The 13,549-nt window shown below is 38.4% G+C and carries 9 protein-coding genes; 5 read left to right on the forward strand and 4 right to left on the reverse strand.

Features of this window, described 5'->3' with window-relative positions; genetic code table 11:
* Positions 1-97 precede the first annotated feature (97 nt).
* From OLW01_RS14645 to OLW01_RS14655, 3 genes are all read right to left on the reverse strand, one after another.
* Positions 98-1,759 carry a GH39 family glycosyl hydrolase gene (locus OLW01_RS14645; protein ID WP_268076676.1) on the reverse strand — a complete coding sequence of 554 codons (1,662 nt, stop codon included), beginning with the start codon at positions 1,757-1,759 and terminating at the stop codon, positions 98-100.
* Positions 1,760-2,200: 441 nt separating this feature from the next.
* Positions 2,201-3,877 carry a glycoside hydrolase family 88 protein gene (locus OLW01_RS14650; protein ID WP_268076677.1) on the reverse strand — a complete coding sequence of 559 codons (1,677 nt, stop codon included), beginning with the start codon at positions 3,875-3,877 and terminating at the stop codon, positions 2,201-2,203.
* A 200-nt stretch (positions 3,878-4,077) separates the two neighbouring features.
* A complete protein-coding gene (locus OLW01_RS14655) occupies positions 4,078-5,541 on the reverse strand; it encodes a BNR-4 repeat-containing protein (RefSeq protein ID WP_268076678.1) in 1,464 nt (487 codons plus the stop codon).
* Between the two features lie 330 nt (positions 5,542-5,871).
* On the opposite strand from OLW01_RS14655, the gene OLW01_RS14660 reads away from it, so the two are divergent.
* Complete coding sequence (locus OLW01_RS14660; protein WP_268076679.1) at positions 5,872-6,600, forward strand: hypothetical protein; 729 nt, start codon at positions 5,872-5,874, stop codon at positions 6,598-6,600.
* Between the two features lie 128 nt (positions 6,601-6,728).
* Here OLW01_RS14660 and glpK read toward each other — a convergent pair whose 3' ends face one another.
* Complete coding sequence (gene glpK / locus OLW01_RS14665; RefSeq protein ID WP_268076680.1) at positions 6,729-8,207, reverse strand: glycerol kinase GlpK; 1,479 nt, start codon at positions 8,205-8,207, stop codon at positions 6,729-6,731.
* 158 nt (positions 8,208-8,365) lie between these two features.
* On the opposite strand from glpK, the gene OLW01_RS14670 reads away from it, so the two are divergent.
* The 4 genes from OLW01_RS14670 (at position 8,366) to tpiA (ending at position 13,490) form a co-directional block, all read left to right on the forward strand.
* Positions 8,366-9,142, forward strand: coding sequence for a DeoR family transcriptional regulator (locus tag OLW01_RS14670; RefSeq protein ID WP_268076681.1), 777 nt, complete (start codon positions 8,366-8,368; stop codon positions 9,140-9,142).
* A gap of 202 nt (positions 9,143-9,344) precedes the next feature.
* Positions 9,345-10,955: an IS1634 family transposase gene (locus OLW01_RS14675; protein WP_428980190.1), complete on the forward strand. Its 1,611-nt coding sequence runs from the start codon at positions 9,345-9,347 to the stop codon at positions 10,953-10,955.
* A gap of 251 nt (positions 10,956-11,206) precedes the next feature.
* A complete protein-coding gene (gene glpD / locus OLW01_RS14680) occupies positions 11,207-12,724 on the forward strand; it encodes a glycerol-3-phosphate dehydrogenase (protein ID WP_268076682.1) in 1,518 nt (505 codons plus the stop codon).
* Positions 12,714-13,490, forward strand: coding sequence for a triose-phosphate isomerase (gene tpiA / locus OLW01_RS14685; protein WP_268076683.1), 777 nt, complete (start codon positions 12,714-12,716; stop codon positions 13,488-13,490). The genes glpD and tpiA overlap by 11 nt, the downstream gene beginning before the upstream one ends.
* The last annotated feature ends 59 nt before the right edge of the window (positions 13,491-13,549 follow it).

The raw sequence follows: 13,549 nt of genomic DNA on the forward strand, positions 1-13,549 counted from the left end.
TTAGCGAGCGTTAGCAAAGCGTTGCACTGAACAAGTCAGGGCAACGCTGAGTCACTATTGTGAGAGAGACTAAAAATTACTAAGCATTTTTTAAAGGTTAATTAACTTTAATTTCCAATTTCTGTACACCAAATGATTCTATTTTTGTATCAATCCAGATCACTGACTCACCGGCAGCATTCTCAACGACTTGAGCTTGTTGCCAGTTGCTCCAATTTAATTCATTTGTTTTACCGTACTTATTTCGATTTAGCTTAAAAGCTTGTTGGCCAGCTTTATTTAGTAGCTTATTGACATGTGCTGTTTGATGAATTTGTTCAACTCGCCAGCCGCCATTTTTTTCTAAAGTTTGAGCTTGCTTAAATTCTGCATAAAATTGATCTGTGGTGTTATTAAATCGATTAATTTTACCAATTCGATATTTAAAATTTGCGCCTGCAGGATGGTTTACCACAAATGCGATACGTGTACTTTCTGGTTGTTGGTAATTAAAGTTTTCTTTGTTGAAGTTATATAGCAATACATCAAATTTATTGTGATCTGCTTTTTGGCTAAATATAGCGCCTATTTCATTACCCAGTATTTTACTTTGACCTAGAGTTTCGCTTTTAAAGTGTTGATTGCCTAACATTGAATTTAATGCTAATTGGGTCATTGCGTCTGCGCTATAGTTACCCGCGCTATGATTACCCCATTGAAATATTTCTCGGATATTTTTTTCTAGCATCATTTTTGACAGCATGGCAAAAAACGACGAAGCATGTGAGGTCGATACGCTTACAAATCCAGCTTTTAGCATTTGAGAAATAAATTTAAATTCATGAATTTCAAAACTGGCATCGGGGTTAAAATCAGGATGTTGCTGAATTGGAGCCATATCATGTTCATACACATGAGCTAAATCAAGTTCGTGCTTTTTGGTAATGTGCGGATAATAAGATACGGCAATAAAATCGTAGTGGACTTGGTTTTGTTTAGCCCAAGTTATAAATGGCACCGCGTAAGAGTTTTCTTTGTTCCCTGTATAATCAATGTACCGACTTTTAAATGAAGCCTCCCTAAAATGAGCGCCAATAGTGGCAGTTGGTAACACAGTATGCACTGCTTCTACCGTATTTTTATAATGGTCAAAAAATTGTTGGCGAGTGCCAGACCAATGTTGCGGTCGGGTGTCTATCTCTGACCCTACTCTAAAACGCCAAGACAGTACTTGTTCTTTGCCGTAGGTTTTTACTAAATGTTTAATGAATGCTTGTATATAGTTATTCCAGGTGACAGCATCATTAGGCGGTAAGCCGTTGCCATAAACCCCAACTCTATCTTTTTCTAAATAATGGTTGCCATCAGGCGTACTTACAAATTGATAGCCACGCTGAAATGCCCAAGGCGGGTTATCTAAAACAATTTGAAATATATCCCAATCATTGTTTAACCAAGCATTAATCCGTTGAGTAGCTGTATCAAAATTATAAACGTATTTTTCGCCATTCCATTGATATGTATCACCATTTAAATCTTGGTTACGCCAGCCGCCTAGCATGCGAACCGTATTAACTAATTTTTTGCGTCCAAAATGGGCCGGAACACCTTTTGGGTTACCGCGTTCAGTGCGGACTGAAACATCAAAAAAATCGTATATTTGACCTATTTTGTTTTGTGGATTCGTAAAGTCTGCTTTTACTGTTACTTTAGGTACGGTGTTCGTATAATTCGTGTGTGAATGATTATTGCTTTTGGTGCTACACGCTGTTGTTATCATTAAAACCAATGCTGTAAAGGGAATTAAACCGCATTTCATAATAAAAACCTTATTAGTGTATTGGAGAAAAAATTTAAGTAAGTATATTGTTACAGAATATCAGTTGAGCGCACTACTATACAGTTAAAAGTGATTTAATGTGATTTTTAAAGGTTGACATTGATTGTTATGTGCGGTTTTGTAACTCCTTTTGAGGAAGTGAATTTGCTTGAATAGTTTTAGGTTAATTAATTGTTGTAGGTGATGATAGCCGTAAAAATCGATATAGATTATGACATTTTCCGATCCGATTCAGACGAATGTTAGTTGACATCATTTAATGCGTAATGTGAAAAACGCCGTGCATATGGTTTATCAGGCGTTTAGACATTTAGTGGGTAAGTGTTTTAGGCACCCAAGGCATTTAGGTACCTTGGGTTATGGATAAATTATTTATCGCAATTAATTAGTGTTGCCTGCTTCAAATTCAATTTTTCGAATATTTGCTTCAACAAAATAAAAATCACCGTAAATGATAGGGGTATCTATTTCTCCGCCGTTACCCATGTCGCCAGTAGCTGAGGCTAATACAAATCCTAAATCAAAGCTGTTAGGGCGGCCAGATTCAGCACGATCGGTTCTGTAATTCTGCGTAAGTTCATGCATAATTTTGTCAGCTAAAGCGGCAAATTGCTGGCTTTTTTCTTCATTGTCACTAAAAGTGGCAAATCTGTATAAAGCCGCTGCAAAAATAGACGCTGCAGAAGTATCTCTAGGAATTTTTGTATGCGTTTCTGGATAGGGTTTGGTACCACAAGGGATTAATTTATCAGCTTGGATAATAGATTCACCATGCCAGTTCTTTTTACCCTCGAGTTGCTTAAGTGCTTCTTCAGATAACATAGATGCATTTAATGTCATTGGTCGATATCCGTTGTATGGCTTAATGTTATCTTCAATTAATTTGTCGCATAGTCCTAAAATACCAGAAAACACACTGGTATCCGTTGAGATGTTTTCAGCATATTCATATGCGTTATCACGAGCGGCAAAAAAGTCCCAGTAAGGTACAACGTCATCCTGTAGTACATGTTCCACACTTGTATATAAATTATCCAAATGAGTTTTAAAATCAGGATAATCAGTTAACTCTATTTGAGCTTTATCTAGTGCTTCTACGATAGTGACAAAGCCATAAAATGACCAGGCTTGTCCACGAGCCCAAGCCGATACATTACCAACCCCTTGCCAGTTACCTGGTTTATTTTTGCCATAATCATAAACATGGTAAGACAGCGGGTATTGCTTTTTAGTGTCTGATGCTTCGTAAAAGTAATGGTTCAGGCTAGTTTGTTTGGCGTGATTAAAGGCTATTTCATGATAGCGAGGCTTGTTACTGGCCAATAAAAATTCTAAGTTCATCATGTTATCGACGATAACTGGATACGTCCATGGGTTAGATAGCTCGTATTTTTTTATGAGCTTCTCTCCGTCTTGGACAACTGGGATTTTCATTTGTGGCACCCAATCCCAAGAACGAATCACCTGTTTTTCGTCACTATATCGAGTTGCTAGTGTGGCCCGCCCGGTATTTAACGCTTTTTTATAAGCTTGTCGAGTATCATCTTGAAGTGCGGAATAATTTAAAGCTTCACCAAACGAATCATATAAAATAAATCCTAAGTCGTGTGTCGTTCCACGTTTTGCTTCAGAAAATAAAGTTTGTTGATAATATTTTGCTGTCTCTATTAGGGTTTTTTCTTGTTTATTATCAAAATGATTGATGTGTTGTTTTGCTGATAATAATTTCCAGATGACACCTGGAAAAAAGCCGTTTGTCCATTTTGCTGGCGCTTCCATTAAAATGCCGTCATGTTCTTCTGACCGAGGGACACAAATGATGTCTTTGTCGGTTTGGCAAATAGCCTTGGGTGTCAAGCTCTCTGGGTTATTGAGCTGCTCAGCCATTTTTATATATTGGTTTTTTGCAAAGGTTAAATTAGCTTTTGCGTCTGTTACTGAAAAATCATTTGTGGGTGAAGTTGGGGTTGGCAGTTGAGTGCTTTCTGTTTGCTCAGAACAACCCACGTTAATTAAAATGCAGGTTGAAAGTAGTGACATTAAATATTTACGCTTCATGAGCTAGTTCCTTTTTTAATTGTCTTGGCACTTTTGTTTATATTTTGGCTGTGTACTTTGAGTTTGTACTTTGAGTTTTCAACTGAGTTAATAGTAAAAAGCTGATACTTCTGTTGTTCACTTTGACCTTGTTTGAAAAGTGAACAAACAAAAATATCAGCCATTATTATTAACATAGTAAACTGCTAAGTTTAGTTAATTTAAGGCAAGCGTGCTTTGTTTTGGTCAGTTAATAATTGGCTTTCTGTTTCATTTCGCTTAATTGGGCCATTATCACCCACTAAATAAACTTTGCGCCAATTAGTGCCTTTTTGCTTTTCAGCAACAATTAAGCGGGCATCAGGGTGAGCATTTTTGATTTGAGTGGTAAGTGCCCAATTGGCATTTTCACGACGCAATAATTCTTCGCCTTTGGTAAAATTTTTGCCACCATCATGACTATCAAAATACGAAATAACGCCGTCGTTGTCCTCCTGATAGCCTAAAATGAAGCTGACTTCAGTGGGTGATTTCACGATAAAATCGCCACGGGTGTCTGTATGATTTATACGTGATTGTACATTAACTGGGTTACCACCTTCCCATTTGTTGCCGTTCCAACGAAAATAGCTGGTTTGCTTGGGGCCGCCAGTTTTAGCGCCTAGATCTTTACCAATGTTGGTTGCAATATGCGGATATCCATTTTCATCTAGATGCGCAGAGCCGTTAAATGTCCAATATCCTGAGCCACCTGTACGGGCAACTAAAGTTTTTTCATCGGCGGTTTCGCGGGTTACCGGTATTTGCAACTGATCACCTTGTACATTTCGCCAACTACCTGTTTTTGTATTAAATACCATATAGTAGGCATCGTGACGTTCTGTGGTGTGTCCTCTGCCATTATTGGCTTTGCCATTCCAGCAAATATGATAATCGTAAGAGACTATAATATCATCCCCTTGTCCACGTCCAACCCAAGCGTACCAGCTGTCATTTGCTTTAATATCAGTTCTTTTCTTATGCTTTAAAAAAGAAACTGCAGGCTCGAAAGTACGGCCGTTGTCGGTTGATTTTTGATATACCCAATCACTTCGATGCGCACCATGGCGGTAAAATATATAAATGTCGCCGTTGTCCATTTTTACAGCCTGATTGTAAGTACCAAATGGTGAAATATTATCTAGCGCTTCCCACTCACTAATATCGTAAGGGCGTTTAGACACGGCATGTTTGTTACCACCAAAATGAATATTACCTAATTTATTTTTACCGTGTCTCTCGTCACCCCCGTGGCCACCAAAAAAGATGTGAACGTAACCTAAATCATCAATTAACATGGTGGGTTTGCCATGATTATCAATTTTTTTAGGCTGATCTGGGCTTTTGCCTAATTCACTGATGCCCGCTTTAAAAGGCCCCTGCCATTTTTTGGTTTTATGATTATAAGAGGCGACATAAGGGTCTTCTAATGGACCTTGGTAGCTTACATAAGTAACTCCATCTAAATGTATACCGGCGGGGTGTTGTACCACCGCAAGGGCATTACCTAACGCATTATCGGCAAAATAATCGACTTTAGTTTGCTCGGCTTTCATTGTTTGCTCGGTCTGATGGCTACAAGCTGATAACAATAAACTCGTAGATATCGCAGAAATTACGGTTAATTTAGTGAGCGATTTTCTCATTTTAATAAAACTCTCAATCAAATTTAATCACTTTGGGTCTTTTATGGTACAAAGTTTAGATGAAATAAACAATTAAATAACAAAATTATTGTATGTTTACGGTATTCTCATTCTTTAATTAAGTTTAGACAAAGAGAATATTAATATTATTAACCTACATTTATTTTAAATGATTATTTTTGAGTGTTTGTGTGACTTTTATTGTTTTGTTGTGATTTTTTGTTGTAGAGTTGCAAATAAATACGAGTATTAAGCTTTCATTAGTTGGATAAAAATTTTAATTAGGGCTTAGATTCCGGTCATTCAAAATTAATTAGAGTTAACAATACAATGGATATTCTAAAGGTTAGTCTTATTTTTAGCTGTGTTTTTACATCAGTTTTTGCGATCGCAACACCGAATCGTAATTACCAAGAAAAGGATGGTTTTGTGGTGATTGAAGCCGAGCATTTTAGCTCTCAGCATCTTGACCAGAAACGTCGTTGGATGACTTTCTCAAACGACACGCAACGACACGGCTATTCTGATAATGATGGGCTACATTTAAATGATGCAAGTTCTGGTGCTTACATTGAAATTTTGCCGGATACTAGAACTAATCATAGTGAAGAACTTGTACGTGGGGAAAATTTCTCTGAAAAGGCCGGCGTAATGGCAGTATTAACGTACCCTGTTTACTTTGCTAATGTAGGCAAATATTACGTTTGGGCCAGGGCTTTTAGTACTGGTAGCGAAGACAATGGGGTGCACATTGGACTAAATAGCACTTGGCCGGAAACTAGCCAGCGTTTGCAACTGTGTGAAAACAAGCATCAATGGACTTGGTCATCAGCCCAACGTACTAAAGATAATCATTGTGGTGAACCTAAAACAATCACCTTAACTATCCCTGAACCCGGCGTACATACAATCATGCTTTCAATGCGTGAAGATGGCTTCGAACTTGATAAATTGCTACTAACGCTTGATTCAAATTATATTCCCAAGGGGCAGGATAAACCTGCAACTATCGTAGCCACTTCTAATTTAGTAAAAAAAGAGATGATTAAAAGCCAATAAACAGTATAAAAAGAGGGTATGTGATGGGGGATTTTATTAGCTGATAATTTACAAGCACCTTCTTAATATTTAGTGACTAGGGTGCTAAAAAATTGCATGACGATAGCTTCTCGCCATGCAATGAATGCTTAAGGCTTAAATAATTTGGTACTTTCTACAGCTTGCAGCCATTTACAATACAATTGGTCTCTGGCTTCTTGCGAAATCTCAGGTACAAAGGTCTCAGCTGTTTGATAGAGTTTATTTATATCGTCCAATGACTTATAGATCCCAGCAGCTAAGCCAGCTAAAAACGCAGCACCTAGCGCAGATGTCTCTACAAGGGTGGGTCGCTTTACTTCTATTTGTAGAATGTCTGCTAAAAATTTCATCGTCCAGTTATCTCTGGACATGCCACCATCAACCCGTAACGACTCAATTGTGATGCCGTCTTCTATAATGCAGTGTTGTAAGTCTCTTGTTTGGTAGCCTACGGACTGTAAGGTTGCGCTGATAATTTCTGTCATGCCTGTGGCGCGAGTTAAACCAAATAAACCGCCTCGAGCATGGGCATCCCAATGCGGGGCGCCAAGACCAGTAAATGCAGGAACAAGATAAACACCGTGATCGTAAGGCACTTTAGAGGCTGTTTCACTAGATTGCTCAGGAGAATCAATCACATTTAAGCCATCACGTAACCAAGTAACGGCTGCACCAGCGATAAATATGCTGCCCTCTAACGCATAAGTTGTTTTGTTATTTAATCGGTAGGCGACGGTAGTGAGTAATTTATTTTTAGATAAACAAGCGTGGTCACCTGTGTTTACCATTAAAAAACCACCCGTACCATAAGTACTTTTGGCCATTCCTTTTTTAAAACAGTTTTGACCAAATAGTGCGGCTTGCTGGTCGCCGGCTACACCATTTATCGGAATTGCAGTTCCCAATAATTCAGGCAATGTTAAACCAAATTTATCAGCACTATTAAGTACTTCTGGTAGTATACTTTTTGGGATAGAAAATAAATCGAGCAATTCATCATCCCACTGCTGAGTATGGATATTAAATAGCAGTGTACGCGACGCGTTGCTTGCATCTGTTACATGTTTTTCACCACCTGTAAGCATCCAAATGAGGTAACAGTCTACGGTTCCAAAAAGTAATTCGCCTTTTTCAGCTAATTCTCGAGCCCCATCAACATTCTCTAAAATCCAGCGAATTTTTGTTGCGGAAAAATAAGGATCTATTAATAAGCCTGTTTTATCTCTGATAAAGGCCACATTCTCTTTTGTTCTGATAGAGTCACAATAATCGCTGGTTCGCCTATCTTGCCATACAATGGCATTGTATAAAGTTTCACCCGTTGTTTTATTCCACACTAGCGTTGTTTCGCGTTGATTGCATATGCCAATAGTGCTAATTTCAACTTTTGCGTTGGCGATAGCTTGCTGACAGACTGCTAGAGTGCTTGTCCAAATGTCTTTAGGATTATGTTCAACCCAGCCATTTTCAGGGTAATATTGTTCGAATTCCTGTTGTTCTAATTGAATAATTTTACCCTTTTCATCAAAAATGATAGCTCTGGAACTCGTAGTTCCTTGATCAATTGATAAAATATAATGACTCATACTAATGCCTTTTGTTAATATCTATTTAAAATAATATAACAGATAATTTGTTTTCTAAAAAGTTCGAAATTGTTCATTATGGTGTTTTTTTAAGGGTGTTTATTGTAAAACCTAGTTAAGTGTATAATGCTGAAAGGAAATTTAAAGGTATTGAATGTATGACAGCAAAAAGAAAACTCACCCAACAAAGAAGGCAGGATGTCATTCTGCAAATGCTCGAGAAAAAAGAGTTTATCAGCATTGATGAGCTAGTCGAATATTTTGATGTTGCGCCACAAACTATTCGTCGTGATTTAAACCAACTCGCTAAAAAAGATAAAATTACCCGTCATCATGGTGGTGCTGGCAAAGAAACCAACACGGTCAATGTGAACTATCAAGATCGAAAAATAATGAACTTGGAAGCGAAGCAAAGAATTGCAGAAGCGATCGCTGCGACAATTCCTGACGGTGCATCTATTTTTATTAATATTGGTACCACAACAGAGTTAGTAGCCAAAGAATTATTGAATCATAAAGACTTGATGATAGTGACTAACAATATACATGTAGCCAGTATCATGAGCTTTAAAGAAGACTTTACCGTTATAATCGCAAGTGGCGAAGTAAGAGCAAGAGACGGCGGCATTGTAGGTGAGACAACGATTGATTTTATTAATCAATTTCATACCGATTTTGCAGTTATTGGTATTAGTGGTATCAATGACGAAGGCTATCTACTCGATTTTGACTTTCGTGAAGTGAAAGTCGCTCAGGCAATTATCAAAAATACAGAAAGTGTCTTGCTGGCTGCTGATAGCTCTAAGTTTGGGCGTAATGCTGTCGTGAAGTTAGGTAGCATTAATCAGGTTAACCACCTATATACAGATATTGATCCGCCTGAAAAAGTAAAGCAAATCATAGTTAAATCTGACGTAAATTTACATATAGTATAATTGCCTTTTTAAACAGGCACTGCTAAACGGCTTTGCCTGCATCCCTTCTTAACTTTTTTATCCTCTTAATTGATATATCCGTCATTCCGCACCTAGTTTTTAATTAATCTTGGTGTTTTTTTATTCAGTTGATCGTATTATTTAAAAAAAGACTTGACCTAGATCCCAGATCTTGATCTATTACTCTCTTTTGAGAGTGGTGATCACAATGCCTAACCCTTTTACTAAAACACTTGAACATCACGGCTTGGTGGCTGGTTTTTGTCATGAAATCCAATTGGTCGACTTAATTGACCGTAAACTCGGTCAATCAAACGATCGTACTTTAAGCTTTGGCCAACTGGTTTTGGCTATGGTGATAAATGGCTTGGGGTTTACTGGCCGAACGCTACACATGTACAGTGAGTACTTTAAAGATAAGCCACTTGAGCGCTTAATTGGTGAAGGCGTCAAGGCTGAGCAAATCAATGATGATGCGTTAGGTCGATGTTTAGACAAGCTGTATGAATTTGGTGTATCCAGTTTATACCAAGATCTCGGCGAAACGGTTGTTAGTCACCTTGGTCTGGGCGGAGAATCACTACATTTAGACTCCACTAGCTTCCATTATGATGGTCAATCAAACGATGTGGATGATGATGTTAATACTATCCACATTGCCAAAGGGTATTCTCGCGACCACCGCCCCGACTTAAACCAAGTGGTTTTAAACCTCATCTGTGAAAATCAATCCGGCATTCCGGTTTATATGAAACCCGCCAGTGGCAACTGCAATGATATGGATGGGTTTAAAAAGATAGTTAAAGCCCATGTGAATAGCTTAAAGGCAGCACAACGCTGTCGCTACTTGGTGGGGGATGCTGCTTTATATGTTCAAGAATCCCTTTCTCATTTACAGCAAATCAATCAACTATTTATCACGCGTGTCCCTCAAACACTCAAAGAAGCTAAAACGCTCATCAAATTAGCTCCGACTTTAAGTTTTACGCCTTTATCTTCAGGCTACGAAGGCGTGTTTCATGAATGTGAATATGGTGGCGTAAAGCAAAAGTGGTTGCTAGTACGCAGTGAGCAAGCTGCTAAACGCGAAACACATACGTTAAGTAAGCGCATGCACAAACAAGCAGAGCAAGCACGTAAAAGCTTTAAACAACTCAGTCAAAAAATATTTGCTTGCGAAGGTGATGCACAAAAGTCATTGGAGGAATGGAAAAAGAAACAAATACTCTGTGATGTTGAAGGGCAAGTTGAGCAAGTCCCCGCATTTGCCGGAAAAGGGCGACCTAAAAAAAATGAAAACCCGATACGGATTGATTACCAAATTACAGGGCGTTTATTTACCCCGCTGGCTCGACGCCAAGCGGCACTGGAACAATTGGGGTTGTTTATCATTGCCACCAATGACATGAGTGAAGCGTTAACCATGGATAAAATGCTCAGCACGTATAAATCACAGCAATCAGTAGAAAAAGGCTTCCGCTTTCTGAAGAGCCCAGACTTTTTAACCAACGCCATTTTCTTGAAAAAGCCAGAACGAATAGAAGCGTTATTAATGGTGATGACGGTCTGTTTAATGGTATATGCAGCCTTGGAGCATCAGATCCGCAAACAACTTGTAGAGCAAGAGCAGTACTTCCCGGATATGAAATACAAACCCCATCAGAAACCCACCGCTCGCTGGGTGTTCCAATGCTTTCAAGGGGTCACCATCATGTATATCAACCAAGACACTGAGATCGTTGCTAATCTTGAGGATCGCAATCACACGATCATTGATTGCTTAGGTTATCATTACCAGAAAATTTATTCCTAAAAGTGGTGCGGAAGATCGGATATATACGTTTATTTCAATTTTTCTTTTTTCATTTCTACTCTTTTTGACAAAATGTTGATTTCTATACTTTCTTTTTGATTCGATTAATCGTTTTTTTAATGCGGCATTCGTGTTTTTATGTCTTATAAGATCTAAAAAGAACACAAACGAACATTTTAAGTTGATCTTTTTGTTCGTTTGTCTCATACTAATGTTTATTAAATGTTAATTATTAATTTTGGTCGAGTAGCATGCAATTAAATGAAATTAATTGGGATCTTGTTGTAGTAGGGGGTGGAGTTAATGGCGTGGGTATCGCTAACGATGCTGCCGGCAGAGGGCTTAAGGTTTTGTTATGTGAGAAAGGCGACTTAGCCTCTGCTACTTCATCAGCCAGTAGTAAACTTATCCATGGCGGTTTACGTTATTTAGAGCACTACGAATTTAGGTTAGTAAAAGAAGCATTGGCAGAACGCGAAGTTTTGCTTGAAAACGCGCCTCATATTATGTGGCCTCTTAGGTTTTATTTACCACATAGGCCGCACCTTCGGCCAGCTTGGATGATTAGAGCGGGATTGTTCCTTTATGATCATTTAAGCAAACGAAAACGCTTACCAGGTTCAAAATTCGTTCGGTTTTCTGATGACAGTGTTTTAGTGCCTCAAATTAAAAAAGGCTTTGAGTATTCAGATGGTTGGGTAGATGACGCTCGTTTAGTTGTATTAAATGCAATCGCTGCAGCCGAAAAAGGGGCGAAAATATTAACTCAAACCAAATGCATTAGCGCAGAAACTGGTGGCGATAGTTGGTTTGTTACGTTGCAAGATACGAATACCAAAGCGCTAACTAATGTTCAAGCTAAGTGTGTGATCAATGCGACGGGCCCTTGGGTTGAAGACTTATTTTTGGATGCTTTAAAAGAAACTGCACCGCGTAAAATCAGGTTAGTTAAAGGTAGTCACATCATTGTTCCGAAACTTCATGATCAGAAACATGCTTATATCTTGCAGAATGAAGATAAGCGAATTGTTTTTGTTTTACCTTACGAAGAGGACTTTTCGTTAATTGGCACGACAGATGTTGATTATAAAGGGGATCCCGGATTTGTGCGCATTGATCAGGACGAGATCAATTATTTACTCGATGTTACCAATCAACACTTTAATACTAAAGTCAGTACTAGCGACATAGTGCATAGCTATTCTGGGGTTCGTCCGTTAATGGATGATGAGAGTGATAATGCACAAGCTGTTACTCGTGATTACACTTTAAACCTACAGGAAAAAGAATTTGGTATCCCTATTTTGTCTGTATTTGGCGGCAAAATTACAACTTATCGAAAACTTGCTCAGGCGGCTGTCGACAAGTTAAAACCTTATTTTCCACAAATGAAAGCTTGTCAGACCAAATTAGAAGCGCTACCAGGTGGCGACTTTGAAGACCATGAATCTTTGCAGAAAAGTCTTGCTGCAACCTACCCATGGCTTCCGGAAAAAATACTAAGACGTTTTGTTCGATCGTACGGAACCTTCTCTAAATTGATTTTGGAAAGCTCAAGCGGCCTTGAAGATCTAGGAATTTGTTTTAATCAGAACCTTTACCAAAAAGAAGTTGATTATCTTATTGAACACGAGTGGGCTCGGTCAATTGAAGATATTCTCTGGCGGCGCACTAAATTAGGCTTGCGCTTATCGGCAGAGGAAAAAGAACAACTTCAACGTTATGTAAACGAAAAACTTTTAACAGAGTACATCAAGTATGAAAAATAAACTAATTGCTGCTAACTGGAAAATGAACCTGGATTCAGAGCAAAGTGAACAGCTATTTGAACAATGCGCTGAGTTGGCTAAGTGCATTTCGCCGACACTCGTGATTTGCCCTCCGGCAACATACTTACAAACTGGCAATAAGCGCTTAGCAAACTCAGGTGCTTTTTTAGGCGCGCAGAATGTAAATCAAAATCGCGCTGGCGCTTTTACCGGTGAATTATCTGCCAACATGCTAAAAGATTGCGGTTGTAAATATGTGATTGTCGGACACTCAGAGCGACGTGCTCAGTTTGGTGAAAATGATGAGTTAGTAGCTGAGAAAGTGAAAATTTTATTAGACAATCATTTAATTCCTATTTTATGTATTGGTGAGTCTGAAACCCAAAGACACCTTGGCTTAACTGATAGTTTTGTGACTTACCAAATAGACTCGGCTTTGGCGCTTGTCGATGAAAGCCAGATTCACAAATTAGTGATCGCCTACGAACCTATCTGGGCAATTGGTACAAATAAAACTGCAAGTATTACGCATATCGAACAAACAATGTCTACTATTGTTAAACATTTGATAAATAAATATCAACAAAATGTGGTTGATAAGTCAATTCATGTCCTTTATGGCGGTAGTGTGTCAGATAAGAATTGTGAAGCTATTTTATCTCTTGATGTTGTTGATGGCTGTTTGGTTGGTGGTGCATCACTTGATTTTAACAAATTTGAAAAAATCTGTCGGGCCAATGTTCAACCTTTGGCGACTGCTCAGTAACAGGAGTACTCAATGTACTCTTATTGTCAACACACTCAAGACTAACAATAGAAAAATGT

Origin of the sequence: Catenovulum adriaticum (genome assembly GCF_026725475.1) — a bacterium.
Classification (GTDB): Bacteria; Pseudomonadota; Gammaproteobacteria; order Enterobacterales; family Alteromonadaceae; genus Catenovulum; species Catenovulum adriaticum.